Annotated in this window: 13 protein-coding genes; 6 read left to right on the forward strand and 7 right to left on the reverse strand. The window is 72.6% G+C overall.

Translation table 11 applies throughout. The features are described from left to right. Nucleotides 1-419: 419 nt before the first annotated feature. Nucleotides 420-1,682 (forward strand): hypothetical protein, encoded by a 1,263-nt coding sequence (locus AB0N04_RS26290; protein WP_360212057.1) that lies wholly within the window; start codon nt 420-422, stop codon nt 1,680-1,682. Nucleotides 1,683-1,756: 74 nt separating this feature from the next. On the opposite strand, the gene AB0N04_RS26295 is transcribed toward AB0N04_RS26290, so the two are convergent. Continuing rightward, nucleotides 1,757-2,665, reverse strand: coding sequence for a LysR substrate-binding domain-containing protein (locus tag AB0N04_RS26295; RefSeq protein WP_360212059.1), 909 nt, complete (start codon nt 2,663-2,665; stop codon nt 1,757-1,759). Nucleotides 2,666-2,935: 270 nt separating this feature from the next. Between AB0N04_RS26295 and AB0N04_RS26300 the strand changes: the two genes are divergently transcribed. From AB0N04_RS26300 to aspA, 5 genes are all read left to right on the forward strand, one after another. Further along, nucleotides 2,936-3,724, forward strand: coding sequence for a gamma-glutamyl-gamma-aminobutyrate hydrolase family protein (locus AB0N04_RS26300; RefSeq protein WP_360212061.1), 789 nt, complete (start codon nt 2,936-2,938; stop codon nt 3,722-3,724). 89 nt (nt 3,725-3,813) lie between these two features. Further along, nucleotides 3,814-4,491 carry a FadR/GntR family transcriptional regulator gene (locus tag AB0N04_RS26305; RefSeq protein ID WP_360212199.1) on the forward strand — a complete coding sequence of 226 codons (678 nt, stop codon included), beginning with the start codon at nt 3,814-3,816 and terminating at the stop codon, nt 4,489-4,491. Continuing rightward, nucleotides 4,488-5,927, forward strand: coding sequence for an amino acid permease (locus AB0N04_RS26310; RefSeq protein ID WP_360212063.1), 1,440 nt, complete (start codon nt 4,488-4,490; stop codon nt 5,925-5,927). The genes AB0N04_RS26305 and AB0N04_RS26310 overlap by 4 nt, the downstream gene beginning before the upstream one ends. A gap of 104 nt (nt 5,928-6,031) precedes the next feature. Further along, entirely contained in the window at nt 6,032-7,048 is a 1,017-nt protein-coding gene (locus AB0N04_RS26315) for an asparaginase (protein WP_360212065.1), read from the forward strand. Nucleotides 7,049-7,085: 37 nt separating this feature from the next. Further along, complete coding sequence (gene aspA, locus AB0N04_RS26320; protein ID WP_360212067.1) at nt 7,086-8,495, forward strand: aspartate ammonia-lyase; 1,410 nt, start codon at nt 7,086-7,088, stop codon at nt 8,493-8,495. Between the two features lie 157 nt (nt 8,496-8,652). Here the strand turns inward: aspA and AB0N04_RS26325 are convergent, their stop codons facing one another. From AB0N04_RS26325 to mmsB, 6 genes are all read right to left on the reverse strand, one after another. Continuing rightward, nucleotides 8,653-11,037: a non-reducing end alpha-L-arabinofuranosidase family hydrolase gene (locus AB0N04_RS26325; RefSeq protein ID WP_360212201.1), complete on the reverse strand. Its 2,385-nt coding sequence runs from the start codon at nt 11,035-11,037 to the stop codon at nt 8,653-8,655. A 229-nt stretch (nt 11,038-11,266) separates the two neighbouring features. Then, the gene (locus AB0N04_RS26330; protein WP_360212069.1) at nt 11,267-12,070 is read right to left on the reverse strand and encodes a hypothetical protein; all 804 of its coding nucleotides are present in this window, start codon (nt 12,068-12,070) and stop codon (nt 11,267-11,269) included. Beyond that, nucleotides 12,067-12,600, reverse strand: coding sequence for a SigE family RNA polymerase sigma factor (locus tag AB0N04_RS26335; protein WP_360212071.1), 534 nt, complete (start codon nt 12,598-12,600; stop codon nt 12,067-12,069). Before AB0N04_RS26335 ends, AB0N04_RS26330 begins: the two co-directional genes overlap by 4 nt. Nucleotides 12,601-12,731: 131 nt before the next feature. Continuing rightward, nucleotides 12,732-13,772 carry an expansin EXLX1 family cellulose-binding protein gene (locus AB0N04_RS26340; RefSeq protein WP_360212073.1) on the reverse strand — a complete coding sequence of 347 codons (1,041 nt, stop codon included), beginning with the start codon at nt 13,770-13,772 and terminating at the stop codon, nt 12,732-12,734. Between the two features lie 175 nt (nt 13,773-13,947). After that, nucleotides 13,948-16,569 (reverse strand): RICIN domain-containing protein, encoded by a 2,622-nt coding sequence (locus AB0N04_RS26345; RefSeq protein WP_360212075.1) that lies wholly within the window; start codon nt 16,567-16,569, stop codon nt 13,948-13,950. A 327-nt stretch (nt 16,570-16,896) separates the two neighbouring features. Then, nucleotides 16,897-18,132: a multiple monosaccharide ABC transporter permease gene (mmsB, locus tag AB0N04_RS26350; protein ID WP_360212077.1), complete on the reverse strand. Its 1,236-nt coding sequence runs from the start codon at nt 18,130-18,132 to the stop codon at nt 16,897-16,899. Nucleotide 18,133 lies beyond the last annotated feature (1 nt).

Raw genomic sequence — 18,133 nt, forward strand, 5'->3', positions numbered from 1 at the left:
GCCGCACGGTGACCGTAGAAGACGTAGCCCTCCTCGATCCGGACACCCGCCGGAGCACAGATCCGCCCCGGGGCGCACCCCGCACCGGCGTGTCCGGTCCCGTGCCCGCGGGCCGACCGTGCGGCTTCCGGCGACGGCGGCCAGCTCCACGCCTGTCATGCTGTCTGACAGGTTCACGGGTCGATGATGCGCGCCCGGCGAGGCTGCGTCAAGGTCCGCTTCACCGGCAGCTCCGCGAGCGAAATGCCCGGCGTCCTTCGTGGTCGCGCGCCCGGCGGTGCCGTCCCGTGTCGCGCGTGCGCGGGCCCTCGGGGGACGACGCGTGCACAAGTGATCGGATTTGATCGGATGGCCCGCGCAGGGCAGGCTCGGTGCCGCACAGTGGCGGATCCGCCACGGTCCGGCACGGAGGGAGCCGCATGTCCGGGACCGAGTCCAGCAAACCGACCGCACACGTCGTCGTCGGGTACACCCCGCAGGACGGTTTCGTCGCCGTCCAACTCAGTCCGCCCCCGGCGGAGTACGTGTGGCACGACCGGCAGGCCGAGCACCACCTGGAGCGGTTCGGGCCGGGTAACGGCTACCAGCAGTGGATCGCCGTCGACGTCGCGGCCGGCGCCGTGTGGTTCGGGGACAGCGACTGGCGGACTCAGGGCGAGGACGCCGCCGGCTGGCTCCCCGGGCACCGCCGGGCCACGGTCGGCGAGGGCGCGCTGCCCTCCCCGGCGGTGTTCGCTCTGCCGCTCACGCACCGCACGGTCGACGACCGGGGCGCCGACACCTGGCGCTTCTTCACCGCCGGGGAGCTCCACGCGCTGGTCCGACGGGTGTTGCCCCTGGTCCAGCGCGTGATCGGCTCGCTGCACCGGGTCGGTCCGGACGAGGAACTGGAGTGGTCCGCCGAGGCCGCCACGGCCTGGACGGACCTCGAACAGGCCTGCCGGTTCACGCTCGATGACACGGGAACGGTGATCTGGGCCGAACCCCGGATGAGCCCGGTTCCGGCATGGCGGGTCGAGGTGGCGGACTTCCTCGCGCGGAACCCGGAGCTGTGCGATCCGGCCTGGGCGACGGCTACCGACGCCGAGCTGGACGGATGCGCCGCCTACCGGCCCGACTCCGGTTACGGCGGCGTGCCGGGGCGGATCTGTGCTCCGGCGGGTGTCCGGATCGAGGAGGGCTACGTCTTCTACGGTCACCGTGCGGCCCTGTACGCCCATCGCGCGGCCGCGTGCGGCGACCGGAATCCGGTCGAGGCCGGGCTCTGGCTGCGGACCAGCGACGCCGGACGGTGCAGCTGGGAGGGCGCGAAGGTCGTGGGGGCGAGTCTCGCCGACGCCCCTGACTGCGTGTTGGACCACCTTGCCGAGACGTTCCGCGGTGCCGCGGCCGACGACGGCGTGGTCCTCACCGGCCTGGCGGAATACCTGCGGCACGAGCGGGCCGTGGAGAGGACGGCCGTCGACGACACGCTCTCCGCCACCGGGGAGGAGCTGAAGCGCCTGGAGGAGCTGCTCAAGGAGGTCCGCCTCGTCCGGAACACCGTCCTGACCCGCGTCCTCAGCTGGAGCGACGGGCGGGACGACGAGGTGATCGCCCGTCTCGCGGCGATGCCCGCCGGCGCCGTGGCCGAGTGGCGTGAGCGGCTCACCGCCGATCGGAGCACCCTGTCGCAGGGCTGAGCGGCCGCCCGGAGGCCGGCCCGCCCGCGGGCCGGCGACTTCCGGTGCCGCGCCCGTCGCGGCCTCGCCCCGGCTCATGAGAGGGCGTCCAGGGCCTCGGCGGCGAGCATCCCCTCCAGGGCCAGGAGGGCGCGCGGGGCGTGCCGGGTGTCGATGCGGACGGTGTAGATGAAGCGCGTCAGCTCCGGGCCGGCGAGGCGGCGCGCCACGACCTGGGTGCTGTCCGGGGGGACGGCCAGCCGCGGCATGACGGCGACGCACAGACCGGAGGCCACGAAGCCGAGCACGGTGTTGAAGTCGTCGCCGTCGTATTCGAGGCGGGCCTGGAAACCCGGTGTCCTGGCCATCTGGGCGAGCAGCTCCAGGCGCAGCGCTGCCTCCGGAGCCGCGATCCAGGTCTCGGACGCGAGGTCGGCGAGGTCGATGACGTCCCGGTGGGCGAGGGGATGGTCGGCCGGGACGACCGCCACGACCGGATCACGCGCGACCAGCGTCCGGCGCAGCGTCCGGGGCGGTGGCATCGGGATGAAGTCGTAGTCGTAACTGAGGGCCAGGTCCATGTCTCCGCGCTTGAGCCGGCCGTAGCCGGCCTCGGGCTCCACCTGGGAGAGGCTGACCCGGACATCGGGATACGCCGCGTGGAGCTCCGCCAGCGCCCGGGGGACGATGCCGGCGGCGGAGGAGGCGAACGCCCCGAGCCTGATCCGCCCGGCCGTTCCCGCGCGCATCGCGTCGAGTTCCAGGGACGCCGCGGCCAGCGCGCTCCGCACGCGCTGTTCGGCGTCGAGGAGGACGGTGCCGGCCGGGGTGGCGCGCACGGGGCGGCGCTCGATCAGGATGAGGCCGGCCCGGCGTTCGAGTTCGGCGATCTGCTGCGAGACGGCGGGCGCGCTGTATCCCAACTCGCGTGCGGCGGCGTTGAAGGAGCCGTGGCGGATGACGGCTTCGAGGGTGGCGAGCAGCCGGGGGTCGAGTCTCTGCACGGAGTTAAGGCTCACTTATCTGTCGCGAAGATGTCTTTTCTTGTGCTTAAGCATGAACGGCAGCAGGATTCTTGCTCGCGGCCCGGATGCGCAAGCCTCCGCCCCCGGGCCGGCGCCCCACCCCACCCCCGCCCCCGCGCTTGCCGGGCGCGTCCGCGTGCCCTGCGGGCCGTGCACCCCCTCCTGCGCCGCCCGCCCGCGCCGCCACCGCCGGGCGGGCCGCAGGAGACGGCTGTCGGCCGTCGACCCCCGCTCCCGAAAGGACGTGGTATGCCCAAGCCACTCATCGGCCTCACCACCTACCTCGCCCAGGCCCAGTGGGCGGAGTGGGAGTTGCCCGCGGCACTGCTGCCCGCGGCGTACGTCAGCTGCGTCCAGGCGGCGGGCGGCCGGGTGGTCCTGCTGCCACCGGACGCGCCGGAGGCCGCGCCCGACGTCGTGGCGCGACTGGACGCGATCGTCCTGACCAGCGGCGAGGACCTGGATCCCGAGCTGTACGGAGCCCAGCCGCATCCGTGCACGGGGCCTCCGGTCCGCGAACGCGACCGCTGGGAGCGGGCCGTGCTGGCCGAGGCTCTGGCGCGTGACATGCCGGTGCTCGGAGTGTGCCGCGGGATGCAGCTGATGAACGTGCACGCGGGCGGCACCCTGATCCAGCACCTCCCCGAGACGGTGGGCCACCACGGGCACAACCTGCACGGTGGCCACTTCGCCCCCCACGCCGTCACCACGGTGGCCGGGACGCGGATCGGCGCGCTCCTTCCGGGGACCCGCCAGGTCGCCACGCACCACCACCAGGCGGTGGACTCCCTCGGGGCCGGCCTGGTCGTGGGCGCGCGGACGGCGGACGGCACCGTCGAGGCGATCGAGAGCACCCGGCACCGCTTCGCGGTCGGCGTCCAGTGGCATCCCGAGATGGCCTTCGACTCGGCCGTGGTGCACGCGCTGGTGGCCGCGGCCCGGTCGGCTCCGGCCGCCGCCCCCGGCGGCGCCGGCGAGCGGAAGGTGCGGGTCCGGCCGGGTTCACCCCGGGTCACCGGCACGGCTCCGGTGTCTTGACACCGTGGTGTTCCAAGCCCCAGGATCAGCCCGTGAACCTGTCAGACAGCCAGACAGGTGGTGCGGTCCCCCCGCGGCGCGTCAGCGCCATGGAAGCGGTGTTCGGCCACCTGCGCAGCGCCATCGAGCGCGGTCAGTACGCCGTGGGGGACAAGCTCCCCTCGGAAGCGGAGCTGTGCCGGACGCTGGAGGTCAGCCGACCCGTGCTGCGGGAGGCCCTCCGTGCCCTGCAGGCCATGGGCCTGACCGTCTCGAAGACCGGCAAGGGCACCTTCGTCGTGGCGAACACGGTCGAGGACCCCACCTTCGGCGACTACGCGGCCAGCGACCTCCTGGAGGTGCGCCGGCACGTCGAGATCCCGGTCGCCGGCTACGCGGCGCTGCGCCGGAGCCCCGAGGACCTGGACCACCTGGCCCACCTGCTCGACCGGATGGAACGGGAGACCGACACCACCGCGTGGGTCGCCCTGGACACCGTGTTCCACCTGGCGGTGGCCGAGGCCTCCGGCAACCCGGTGTTCCGCAGGGTGATCGAGGAGATCCGTGACGCACTGGCGCGTCAGTCGACCTTCCTCAACGAACTCGGCGGTCGGCGCGAGCAGTCCAACTGCGAGCACCGCGCGATCGTCGAGGCCCTGATCGACGGTTCCGAGTCCGACGCCGTCGAGGCGATGTCCCACCACCTCCACCGCGTGGAGGCCACCCTCACCGACATCGTGCGCCCCCAGCGCGCGGACACCTCAAGAGAAGGCAGAGCCGAGGCGTGAGCGAGCAGTTCCTCAAAGACGAGAAGCGCCCCACGACCCGTCACGTCGACGCCGGAGACACCGGCTACAGCAAGTCCCTGAAGGCCCGGCACGTCAACATGATCGCCATCGGCGGTGCGATCGGCACCGGGCTGTTCCTCGGCGCCGGCGGACGGCTCGCCGACGCCGGCCCCTCCCTGTTCGTCGCGTACGCCATCTGCGGCGTCTTCGCGTTCCTGGTGGTGCGGGCGCTCGGCGAGCTCGTCCTGTACCGCCCCTCCTCCGGTGCCTTCGTCTCGTACGCCCGGGAGTTCCTGGGGGAGAAGGGCGCCTACACCGCCGGCTGGATGTACTTCCTCAACTGGGCGACCACCGGCATCGCCGACATCACCGCCGTCGCCACGTACACCCACTACTGGCACCTGTTCTCCGACGTCCCGCAGTGGGTGATCGCGCTCATAGCCCTGGCCGTGGTGCTCACCGTGAACCTCATCTCGGTGCGGATCTTCGGCGAACTGGAGTTCTGGTTCGCCATCGTCAAGGTCGGCGCCCTGGTCGTCTTCATGGGCATCGGGATCTTCCTGCTCGTGACCCAGCACCCGGTCGACGGCGCCGTGCCCGGCCCGTCCCTGATCACCGACAACGGAGGGATCTTCCCCAACGGGCTGCTGCCGATGCTGCTGATCATCCAGGGCGTCGTCTTCGCCTACGCCTCCGTCGAACTGGTCGGCGTGACGGCAGGGGAGACCGAGAACCCCGAGAAGATCATGCCGAAGGCGATCAACTCGATCATGTGGCGGGTGGGCCTGTTCTACGTCGGCTCGGTCGTGCTGCTGTCGATGCTGATGCCGTGGAACCGGTACACCTCCGGCCAGAGCCCGTTCGTGACGGTGCTCTCCCACATCGGTGTCCCGGCGGCGGGCAGCGTGATGAACCTGGTGGTCCTCACCGCGGCGATGTCCTCGCTCAACTCCGGCCTCTACTCGACCGGCCGCATCCTGCGCTCCATGGCCGTCAACGGCTCGGCTCCGCGCTTCACCGCACGGATGAGCCGCACCCAGGTGCCCTACGGCGGCATCCTGCTCACCAGCGGCATGTGCGTCCTCGGCGTCGGCCTCAACTTCGTCGTCCCCGCAGACGCGTTCGAGATCGTGCTCAACCTCGCGGCCATCGGCATCATCGCCACCTGGGGCATGATCATGCTCTGCCACCTCCTGTTCTGGCGGAAGACCACGTCCGGCGAACTGACCAGGCCCGAGTACCGGCTGCCCGGCTCGCCCTGGACCGAACTCGTGACGCTGGCCTTCCTCGTCACCGTCCTGGTCCTCATGTACGCCGACGGCGGCGCCGGACGCACCACCGTGCTGTGCGTACCGCTCATCGCCGCCGTCCTCGTCGCCGGCTGGTACGCGGTCCGCGGGCGCATCGCGCGCGTCGCGGCCGGAACCGACGACTGAACCCGGGTGGCCCGGGGGATCCGCGGGCCCACCGCGCCTCCGCCCGGGCCACCGCCGTCAGGCACCCAGGTCAGCAGCCCCAAGCCATCACGATCGAGGCAACCATGCTCACCAGCCTTCTCGCGGACGCGCCCGCGATCCGCGAGCCCCGCCACGTCCCCCTCGCCCACGTCACCCGAGGCGGTGTGGTCGAGAGCACCCACCACGGCTCCGTCGTCGTCCTCGGCGGCGACGGCGAGGTCCGGTTCCAGCTCGGCGACGCGGAGGCCGCGTGCTTCCCGCGATCGGCCCTCAAGCCCGTCCAGGCCGTCGCCATGGTCCGGGCGGGACTGCCGCTCGACGGTGAACTGCTCGCCGTCGCGATGGGCAGCCATTCCGGCGAGGAACGCCACCTCGCGGCCGCCCGGCGGATCCTGACGCTCGCCGGTCTCACCGAGGACGACCTTCGCAACGTCCCCGACCTGCCGTACGACCCGGCCGTGCGCGACACCTGGATCCGGGAGGACCGCCCGCCCTCCCGCATCGCCCAGAACTGCTCCGGCAAGCACGCCGCGATGCTCCACCTGTGCCGGCTCAACGGCTGGCCTCTGCAGGACTACGACGCCCCCGGGCACCCGCTCCAACGGATGATCGCGGACACCGTGGAGGACCTCACCGGCCAGCGCATCGCGCACGCCACCCTGGACGGCTGCGGCACCCCCCTGTTCGCCGTCTCCCTGCACGGACTGGCCCGCGCCGCCGCGCGCATCGCCACCGGCGCACCCGGGACCCCCGAGTTCCGGGTGGCGGCCGCGTTGCGCGAACACCCCGAGATGGCCTCCGGTGCGGGGCGGGACGTGGCCCGGCTGATGCGCGCGGTACCGGGGCTGCTCGCCAAGGACGGTTTCGAGGGCGTCCAGATCGCCGCGCTGCCGGACGGCCGCGCCGTCGCCCTGAAGATCGCCGACGGGGCGAACCGGGCGCGTGTCCCGGTGGCGGCGGCCGCCCTGGCGCTGGCGGGCGTCGACCCGCGGCTGCTCAGCGCATTCGCGGGGGAGCCGGCGACCGGCGGCGGCCGGCCCGTCGGCGGCGTGCGGCCGGTGACCGCGCTGGACCCGTCCGCCCTGCTCGCGCGCCCGTGACCCGACCCACCACTGCCAGAAGAGGACCCGCCCAGCCATGACCGCCGCCACCCGTAGCGAACACGACCTGCTCGGGGACCGGGACGTCCCCGCCGACGCCTACTGGGGCGTCCACACCCTGCGCGCCACCGAGAACTTCCCCATCACGGGCACGCCCATCTCCGCCTACCCGCACCTGATCGACGCGCTGGCCGCCGTGAAGGAGGCCGCCGCCCTCGCCAACGAGGAACTCGGCCTGCTGGAACCCACGAAGGCCGCCGCGATCGCCACCGCCTGCCGCGAGATCCGCGGCGGCAAGCTGCACGACCAGTTCGTCGTGGACGTCATCCAGGGCGGCGCCGGCACCTCGACCAACATGAACGCCAACGAGGTCCTCGCCAACCGGGCGCTGGAGCTCCTGGGACACGCCAGGGGCGAGTACCGCCACCTGCACCCCAACGAGCACGTCAACCTCGGCCAGTCCACCAACGACGTCTACCCGACCGCCGTCCGGGTCGCGACGGTCTTCGCCGTGCGGGGCCTGCTCGACGCGATGGCCGTCCTCCAGGACGCCTTCGCCCACAAGGCCGTCGAGTTCCGCGACGTCCTGAAGATGGGCCGCACCCAGCTGCAGGACGCCGTGCCGATGACGCTCGGCCAGGAGTTCTCCGCCTTCGCCGTCATGCTCGACGAGGACCGCAGCCGGCTCGCGGAAGCCGTCCGGTTGATCCACGAGATCAACCTCGGCGCCACCGCGATCGGCACCGGCCTCAACGCTCCCACCGGGTACGCCGAAGCCGCGCGGCGCCACCTCGCCGGCATCACCGGGCTGCCCCTGGTCACCGCGGCCAACCTGGTCGAGGCCACCCAGGACTGCGGCGCGTTCGTCCAGATGTCCGGCGTGCTCAAGCGCATCGCCGTCAAGCTGTCCAAGACGTGCAACGACCTGCGGCTGCTGTCCTCCGGGCCGCGCGCCGGCCTCGGCGAGATCAACCTGCCGCCGGTGCAGGCCGGTTCGAGCATCATGCCGGGCAAGGTCAACCCGGTGATCCCGGAAGTGGTCAACCAGGTCGCCTTCGAGGTGATCGGCAACGACGTCGCGATCACCATGGCCGCCGAGGCGGGGCAGCTGCAGCTCAACGCCTTCGAGCCGATCATCCTGCACTCGCTGTCGGAGTCGATCACCCATCTGCGCGCCGCATGCCTCACCCTCGCCGAGCGGTGCGTCTCCGGCATCACCGCCAACACCGAGGTGCTGCGCGCGACCGTCGAGAACTCCATCGGGCTGGTGACCGCCCTGAACCCGTACATCGGGTACACGGCCGCCACCGACATCGCCAAGGAGGCCCTCGCCAGCGGCCGGGGTGTGGCCGAACTCGTGCTGGAGCGCGGCCTGCTCCCGGCGGAGCGGCTCGCGGCCCTGCTGCGGCCCGAGGTGATCGCCGGCAGCGGCGTGGCCGTGGTCTGAGAGACCGGCGCGGGCAGCCGCCCCGTGCCGGCGGGGCCCGCTGGACCGGTCGTCGTGACGGTCGGGGTGTGGCCGCCGGGGTGTCCGCGTGAGGGTGCGGGTGCCCCCGGCGGCCGAGTGGGTTCCGTCGGTGGTGGGGTGTGGGGTTCGGGGTGGGTCAGTGTTGGAGGGTGAGGAGGGCGGGGCGCCAGGGGAGTTGGTCGTAGGGGCCGGTGGCGTTGGGGGCTTTGCCCTGGTAGAGGAGTTGGAGGTTGCAGGGGTCGATGGTCATGGTCTGGTCGGGGTTGTTGCGGACGAGGTCGCCGTGGCTGATGTCGTTGGTCCAGGTGGCGCCGCTGTTGGCTTTGCCGGCGAAGGGGTTGTTCTCGGTGGCGGCTTGGGGGGTCCAGGTGCCGTTGAGGCTGGTGGTGGTGAAGGAGCGGAAGTAGCGGTGTTCGTCGGTGCCGCGGGCTTCGACGATCATGAGGTACTGGTTCCGGTCCTTGACCTTGTAGACCTGGGGTGCTTCGAAGAGGTTCTTGACGGTGTCGGTCATGACGGTGGTGTAGGAGGAGCCGAAGTTGCCGGGGAAGTTGTCGATGGGCATGCTCGCGCGGTAGATGCTGCCGTTGTCGCCGGCGAAGAAGAGGTACATGTTCTGGTCGTCGGCGATGAGGGTCTGGTCGATCGGGGCGGCGCCGGGGATGCCGCCGGTGAACAGTGGTTGGGGGGCGGACCAGCCGTTGGGGTTGGTGGGGTCGTTGGAGGTGCGGTAGATGAAGGGCCATTGGCCCCATTGGTAGGCGAGGACCCAGGTCTTCTTGGGGGCGAAGTAGAAGAGGGTGGGGGCGACGGCGTTCTGGTTCATTGCGGTCTGGTGGGCGGTGGCCATGTCGGACCAGTTGGTGAACGGGGTGAACGCCATGGAGCCGTAGGAGGATCCTGACACGTTCGACGCGTAGACGAGGTGTTTGCCGTTGTAGACGACGTCGGTGAAGTCCTTGAGTGCTCCCCAGCCGTTCGCCGGTTGTGCGAGCGCGCTCGTGGACGACCACCGGTACGTCGACGGCAGCGCGCACGAGCCGCCCGTCGGCGCCGGCGTCGACGACCCGGACGGCTTCAGGTTCCAGTGCTGGTTGGCAGCGCCCCAGGAGTCCCAGATCTGGACGGCGGTGCCGTTGGCGGTCTGGTTGCCGGGGGTCTCCAGGGCCCGGCCGCTCGCGGCGTTGGTGAGCGTGTACGAGCCGTCGCCGTTTCGCGCGGCCTTCCAACGCTGGTTGGCGCCGCCGGTGGAGTCCCAGACCTGCATCCGCGTCCCGTTGCCGGTCCGGCCGCCGGGTTCGTCCAGGACCCGTCCGCTGGCGATGTTGGTGAAGGTGTAGGAGCCGTCGTCGTTCCTGGTGGCGCGCCACTGCTGGTTGGTGGCGCCACTGGCGTCCCAGACCTGGAGCGGGGTGCCGTTGCCGTTCCACCCCGCGGGCTCGTCGAGGACGCGACCGGAGGCTCCCGCCGCGGCGAGCGTGTAGACGGTGCCGGAGGTGATGCCGCCCTCCGCGGTGCCGCCGCCGGCGTTGCCCAGGGCGGTGAGCACCGCGCCGTAGGCGCTCTTCCGGTTGCCGTTGTCGTCGAAGAGCAACGGGTTCTCGCCGGTGCGCCAGGAGTCCCTGTCGCGGATGCCCCACACGGTCGTGCCCGTGCAGCGGGGGACGTCGAGGCAGGCCTGGACGGCGTCGCGGTACGCGGTGGCGGACGCCTGGGCGACGTCCAGTTCGGTGATCTGGACGTCGACGCCGAGCGCGGCGAAGTCGGACAGGGTGGTACGGAAGCTCGCAGGCGGGCCGCCCGCGCCGAAGTGGCTCTGGAAGCCGACGCAGTCGATGGGGACGCCGCGGGACTTGAAGTCCTTGACCATGGCGTAGACGCCCTGGGTCTTGGCGTCCGACCGGTTCTCGATGCTGTAGTCGTTGTAGCAGAGCTTGGCCGCGAGGTCGGCGTTCCTGGCGGTGCGGAAGGCCTCCTCGATGAAGCCGTTGCCGAGCACGTTCTGGAACACCGAGGGGCGGTGCTGGCCGCTCCCGCCGTCGGCGAACGCCTCGTTCACCACGTCCCAGGCGTAGATCCTGCCCTTGTAGTGGGCCATCTCCTGGGTGATGTGGTTGTTCATCACACCGCGCAGGGTGTTGGCGTCGGTGATGGAGGAGACCCAGTCGGGCAGCTGGGAGTGCCAGACCAGGGTGTGGCCGCGCATGCGCTGGCCGTGCCCGGAGGCATGGCCGACGATCGCGTCGGCGGGGGCGAAGTCGAACGATCCGCGCGAGGGCTCGACGGTGTCCCACTTCATCTCGTTCTCCGGGGTGACCATGGTGAATTCCCGGTCGAGAACGGTGGAGTACGTCGAGTCGCCGAGCCTCCCGGCGGCGACGGCCGTACCGAAGTAGCGGCCGCTAGCGGCCGCCGCCGGGCCCAGCGCGGTGGGCTTGCCGGCGTTCGGCGTCCGTGCGGCCTGGGCGATCAGCGGTACGGCGGTACCCGCGGCGGCGAGCACCACGGCGGCCGCGATCAGACGGCGGGTTGCCGGACGGCGGCGATGGGAGCGGTTCTGGTCTGGCAAGGGCTTGTCCTTCTGAGCGGGCGGGCCTTGGTGCGGCCCTGGTTACCCGTCAGTTGCCGCCCTGGGGGGAAAGGTTGCCGGGCCGGGGAGGACATTTCGTCGACCGGGAGAGTGGTGCGGCCCTCACGGAGTGACGCCACCCCGCCCGCCGACCCCGTGGGGCCGGCACACCGGGCGGGCCTCAGCGCGCCGGGCCGAACCCTCCCCAGACCGAGGCGGGGCCGCCGGCCGACTGGGCGTCGACCCGGTAGCCGTCGTTGGCGGCGCTGCGCACGCCGGTGGCGTGGTTGAACTGGCCGGCGAACTCGTGCTGCCCGACCGGAACCGTGCGGCCCGGCTTCAGCACCCAGCGGTAGAACAGCACGCCGCCGGACTCCTGGACGGTGACCGTGAAGTCCTCGCTCGGAAGCGTCCGCCAGTTCCCGGTGTCCCGGACCTCGCCGGTCTGGGCGATCCGTAGCTCGACGGTGAGCGAGGTGAGCGGCTGGGTGGTCCTGAGGACGAGGTCCTGCTGGGCCCAGTACACCGTGCTGTGGGAGTCGACCGATCCCTCCGACCACAGCGCACCGTTCACGGGGTGGCTGCTGGCCGAGGGGGTGGGGCGCGGACTGCCCGGGGTGGTGGCCGGGGCGGGTACGGGGGGCGGGGTGACGGTGCCCGGGGCTGCCGGGGTCGGCGAAGGGGTGACCGTCGGGGACGGGGTCGCGGTCGCAGTCGGGAGCGGGCCGGCCGGGGTGGTGGTGACGGTGTCCGGCTGCAGCGGTGTCCGGACGATGCCGGCGACGGCCAGGCCGCCGGTGGCCAGGACGCCGGCCGTGGCGAGGGCGGCGAGGGCGGCTCTGGGCCACGACCTCATGACCGCCGGCGCGCGGTGGCGGACGGAGGGGCCGGCCGCTCCGCGCTCGACGCGGGCCAGGATCCGTGCGCGGTCGGGCCGGTGGGCTTCGGCCGCTTCGCGCAGCTGCCGGGTGATGTGCTCGTTCACCGTACGTTCCTCCTTCCTGTCGCCAGTTCGCCGACCGCTCGTGCGCCGAGTGCGCGTTCCAGCTCGGCCATCGCCTTCGAGGTCTGGCTCTTCACCGTACCGACCGAGATGCCCAGCGCCGCGGCGGTGTCCTTCTCCGACAGGTCGAAGGCGTGGCGCATCACCACGCACGCCCGCTTGCGGAACGGCAGCCGGTCGAGCGCCGTCCGGACGTCCAGCACGGCGGCCACGTCCGGGCCGTCCGTTCGCTCGGGTGCGCGGGACCAGAACAGCAGCACCCGGCGCCGCTCGCGGATGGCGCTGCGGATCCGGGCCCGGGCCATGTTGGCGACCACCCCGCGCGCGTAGGCGAGGGGGTGGTCGGCCGCGCGGAGCCGGTCCCAGCGTTGCCACAGCGCGATCAGGGCGTCCGCGGCGAGGTCGTCGGCCGCGTCCGCCTCGCCGGTCAGGAGGTGGGCGAGACGGGCGAGTTCGGAGTAGTGGCGTTCGAAGAAGTCGTGGAACTCCGCGGACGCGTCATCGAGGAGCATTTCCCCCGGTCGCCCTCTCCCTGCAATGTGAACGTTAACAATGGGCGCGAGCGTAGCAGTGCCCGTCTCCGGCGCGGAGCGGGGGCCGCCCCGGAGGGGGCGCGGCGGCGGTCGGCGGGCGAGCGGCGCGTTCAATGCCGGGCGAACTGGACCCGGGTCGGCTGGACGACGTCCGGCTTCACCGCGATCCCGTCGACGGTCAGCTGTTCCCCGTAGACGTCGGTGACCCTGACCGACCCGCCGCACCCGCCGCCGTCGGGGGAGAGGAAGTAGTTGTCGTCGGTGCGGGACAGCTGCCGCCAGCCGCCCACGGTGCGGACCTCCAGCGTCGCCACCGGGTTGCGGTGGCCGATCACCTGGATCCCGCACCACCACTGGCTGGACCCGGTCTTGTACCGGATGGACACGGTGTCCGGCGCCGTGGCCGGGCTCAGCACCGTCCAGGTGACCGGCAGGCGGCCGACCGAGAGATCGGCCAGCTTGGCGAAGGCCTCGTGGCTGAGATCGAGCTGGCCGGGCGCGCAGGGCAACGGGCACTCGTTGACGATCCGCACCGTGATGCCCGCCCCGCCGGCGGCGCGCACGCGCACGACGGCACCGCACGCTCTGGACGACTCGTAGTCGGTGTGGTTCATCGCCGCGACCATGAGGTCACCGGACGGGCCGAACGAGCAGGCGCCGTTGCCGTCCGCGGCGTCGTAGGAGGTCGCGACGCCCTGGTAGTCCGCGCCGGGCCTGATCCGCCCGGCCAGGGGCGCCGTGGCGGGTGCGGGGCCGGGACCACCGGCCGCGACCGAGGGTGACGGGGCGGCCCCGGCCGACGCGGACGCCGACACGGTCGCGGCGGAGACGGAGGGGGTCGACGGCCGCGGTGCGGGACTGGCCGAGGGCGACGACGTGCGGGTGGCGGCGGGCGCCGTCTCGGAGGCCGACGGCGGTGCCGTCGAGGGCGTGGGATCGGCCGGGACACCGGTGCCGGGAGGCTCGATCGGCTCGGTGGCCGCGGCGGAGGCGGCGGCCGGCCCCGCCGCACCGGCGTCGCCCCCGCCGCGCGGCAGGAGCGCGAAGGCCAGGCAGGCCAGCACCCCGACCGCCACCAGCGCCAACGGAATGCCCATGGCCGGCTCGCGCCTGCGGTTCGCCTGCGGGGCGGCGTGCTTCGTTGCCCTCATTCCCGTCCATTCGGTAGTTCGACTCGACGTTCCACTGCCCAGTGGGCGCCGGGGGACGGAAAGGTTGCCGCGCCGGCGCGGGTTTCCGCACGGCGTTCTCCCGGGGAGGTCCCGGGGTCGGCCCGGGGCGGGCGGACGGTGCGGACCCCGCCCGCCGGCCCCCGGACCGGGCCGGTCAGGACGGGTCGCCGTAGACCACGCCGCGGCCGTAGCCGCCGAGGTACACCCGGCCGTAGACGTCGGGGTCGCCGGAGACGACGTTGATGACGCTCCCGCCGAACTGGTGCTGGTCGTCGTTGATCCGGGCCCACGTCGAGCCGCCGTCAGTGGAGCGGAACAGGCCGATGACGCCCTTGACCTTCCCGCTCAGGTACAGGGCCTGGTAGGCCGCCCCGGGCGCCGCCTTGCCGAAACCGACGGCGCCCGCCTGCTCGACGCCGTCGAGCCTGCGGAACGTCGCCCCGCCGTCGGTGGAGTGCCGCAGCCCGTTGCCGCCGCCGGCGATCCACAGGTCACCGGCGACGCCCGGGACGGCCTTGAGCGGGCCGTCGCCCAGTCCGGCGGCCCGGGCGGTGAAGTGCCGCCCGCCGTCGGTGGAGGCGTAGAGGGTGCCGCCGTTGAGCGCGTAGAAGGTGTTCGCCACCGAACGGTCGGCCACCACGGCCGCCTCCCCGGGCAGGCCGGAGACCGCGGTCCAGGACGTGCCCCGGTCGGTCGAGAGGAACGGCGTCCGGCCCGCGGGGGTCCACACCACGGTGCCGCCGTCCGCCGAGACGGCGGTGGAGCCGCCGCCCGCGTCGCCCACCGGAGCGGCCGCGAAGGGAGCCCAGGTGACTCCGCCGTCGGCCGACCAGGCGCCGTGCTGCGCGCTGCCGAGGCCGACCCGCACCATGAACCCGGGCTTGCCCTGGGCGAAGTCGATGCCCGTGGTGTTGGTGAACAGCGGACCGCTCAGCGCCTTGGCGGGGACCTTGGTCAGGTCGTCGTGCCGGAATCCGCTGACGTCGCCGAGCGCGCTGATCAGCGGGAGGCCGGGCGGCTTGACGAGGCCGAGCGTCGCGGTCTCCTCCAGCCCCCTGGCCGGGACGGTCCAGTGCGTCGGACGCCCGCTGTCCGCCGCCGTCACGTCGCTGCTGCCCCACATGCCGGAGCCGGTGCCGTAGAGCACGTGCCCGGAGTCGTACGGGTCTATGGCGAGCGCGCCCATCCAGTGCCCGATGCCGGTGCCCACGTAGGGCGCCGCGGAGCTGTCGCGTTCCGAGGTCGCCCCGAGGGCCTTCCAGGTGGCACCGCCGTCGGTCGAGCGGTACAGCTCGTCGGAGGGCCACCAGCGGTCCATGGTGGTGACCATCACCGTGGCCGGGTGCTGCGGGTCGACCGCGAGGCCGGCGAAGCCGTAACGACCGCTGGACGGCGAGACGTTCTTCCAGGCCCCGGTGGACGGCGTGTACTTCCACACCGAGCCGGCCGTCACCCCGTTCGGGCCGGGCGCGTCGGTGTACGTCAGGTAGAACGAGCCGTCGCCGGACAGCACGCCGTGCTGCGGCAGCTGGCCGGCCGGCTGGCCGGGGACGGCCTGCCAGGTGGCGCCGCCGTCGGTGGAGCGGTACAGGGAGGTCGACCTGTCGGCGACCCCGACGTAGACCGTCCTGCTGCCGGAGGGGCCGAAGGTCACGAAGGACAGGCCGACGCCGCTGCTCGCGCCGTCCTTGACGGGGAAGGCGCCGACCTGGCTCCAGGTCACGCCGTAGTCGGTGCTGCGCCAGAGGCCGTTCTTGCGGGTGCCCAGGTAGAGCGTGCGGTGGTCGGAGGGGTCGACCACCAGCCGCTCGCCCATGGACCGGCCGTCCTCGTTGCCGCCCAGTTTGAAGGGCAGGTCGGTGCGTTGGAACGTCCGGCCCTGGTCGGTGGAGCGGAGGATCGCGCCGTTGCCCGCCCAGTCGTTGGTGTAGGTGCCGCTGGCCAGGTAGAGCCGGTCCGGGTCGACCGGGTCGGTGGCCAGGCTCTCGATCCCGAGCAGGTTCCAGTCGGCGCCGCCGATCCAGTCGGTCAGCGAGGTCCACCGCCCGGCGGCGGCGTCCCAGCGGTACGCGCCGCCGATGTCGGTCCGGGCGTACAGCAGGTCCTTGCGGGCGGGGTTGAAGACCAGTCCGGTGACGAAGCCGCCGCCGACGATCTGTGCGTTGTGCCAGGTGTACCCGCCCGCGCCGGACACCTTGACCAGCTTCCACCGCTGATTGGCGCCGCCGGTGTCGCCGTACTGGATGAGCGGTACGCCCTCCTCCGCGCCTCCGCCGCAGACGTCCAGCACCAGGCCGCTGCCACGGGAGACGAACTTCACCGCGCCGTCGCCGACGTCCTGCATCCGCCACTGCTGGGAGGCGGCGGCGCGGTCGCTCTGTTGCTCGACGGCGGCCACGGGCCGGGAGGAGCCGTCGTGCACTCCGAGGACCTTGTGGGTGCCGCGGTTCTCCAGCTCGTAGTAGCCGTCCCCCACCAGCCGGAGCCTCCACTGCTGGCTCGCGGCCCCGGCGGCGCGGTTCATCTGCCGGGCCCGGGCACCGTCGGCCGCGTCCGCACCGGGCACGTCCAGGGCCTTGTCGCTGCGGACGGACACCAGCGAGTAGTACGCGTCGGGATCCACCGACGCCGCGTTGGAGTCGGCCTGCACGAAGAGCAGGTACGGGCCGAGCACGCCGGGCACGCCCAGTGCCAGGCCCAGCGTCGTCCAGCGCCGGCGGTGGCGCCCGCGGGAACGCCGGCCGCGACCGGTCGCCGTGGGATCCGTCTCGTTCATGGGGGGCTACTCCTTGCTTCGGCCCCGCCGGGGCGACCCGGCCCGGTCGGGCGGCGGCGCGGCGGCGGTCGGCGGTGTGAGGGGGACGGACCGGGGGGTGCTCCGCCCTCGGTGTCGTCTGTCGGTTGCCGCCGGTGCGCGGGAGGTTGCCGCCCGCCGGAAGGAATCTCGGCACGGGCCCGCGCCGGACGTGCCCGCCCCGGTGCCGGCGGCCCGCCGAACCCCTCTGCGGGGGCCCGCCGGAGGGCGCCCCCTCGGGCGTCGGCACGGGGAACAGGACGGGCCGCGGTGCGTGCGCACCGCGGCCCGTCCCCGTCGAGCGGTCGGTCAGGAGCCGGCCCGGCGCTTGTTGTAGACGTCGAAACCGACGGCCGCGAGCAGCACCAGACCCTTGATGACCTGCTGGTAGTCGGTGCCGACGCCGACCAGCGACATGCCGTTGTTCAGCACGCCGAGCACGAGCCCGCCGATGATCGCGCCGAGGACGGTGCCCACGCCGCCGCTGGCGGAGGCGCCGCCGATGAACGCGGCGGCGATGGCCTCCAGCTCGAAGTTGATGCCGGCCTGCGGAGTGCCGGCGTTGAGGCGCGCCGCGAAGACCAGGCCGGCGAGCGCCGCGAGGACGCCCATGGTGGTGAAGGCGAGGAAGACGACCCGCTTGCTCTTCACCCCGGAGAGCTTCGCCGCCGCCTCGTTGCCGCCGATGGCGTAGGTGTGCCGGCCGATGATCGAGTTGCGCATCAGGTAGCCGAAGCCGACCAGCAGCGCGCCGAGGATCAGCAGCACGATCGGCACGCCGTGGTAGCTGGCCAGCAGCAGGGTGAAGGCGGCCACGGCCGCGGTGATCACGCCGAGCTTCGCCAGGAACAGTCCGAGCGGGAGCGGCTCCAGCCCGAACGAGGTGGTCTGCCGCCGCCCGCGCACCTCCTGGAGGATCGCGACGGCCAGCACCGCGAGGCCCAGCAGCAGGGTGAGGTTGTGGTAGTCGGTGTGCGGGCCGACCTCGGGCAGGAAGCCGCTGCTGATGCTCTGGAAGCCCTTCGGGAACGGTGCCACCGACTGGCCCTGCAGGATGATCTGGGTGCCGCCGCGGAACAGCAGCATGCCCGCCAGGGTGACGATGAACGAGGGGATCCCCAGGTAGGCGATCCAGAAGCCCTGCCAGGCGCCGGCGAGGGCCCCGATCACCAGGGCGACCAGCATCGCCACGGGCCAGGGCACCTGGTGCTTGACCATCATCACCGCGGCGGCGGCCCCGACGAAGGCGGCCAGGGAGCCGACCGAGAGGTCGATGTGCCCGGCGATGATGACGATCATCATCCCGATCGCCAGGATCAGGATGTAGCCGTTCTGCTGGATCAGGTTGGTGATGTTGAGCGGCTGGAGCAGGATGCCGTCCGTCCAGATCTGGAACAGCAGCACGATCAGCGCGAGCGCGACCAGCATGCCGTACTGGCGCACGTTGCCCTGCAGCGCGCGGGCCAGGACGGAGCCGACGGAGGGGCTCGGACCGGTCTGCGGTGCCTTCGGGGACGAATCCGGGATGATCTCGGTCTGGGCCATG

The organism is Kitasatospora sp. NPDC051702 (assembly GCF_040681575.1).
GTDB lineage: Bacteria > Actinomycetota > Actinomycetes > Streptomycetales > Streptomycetaceae > Kitasatospora.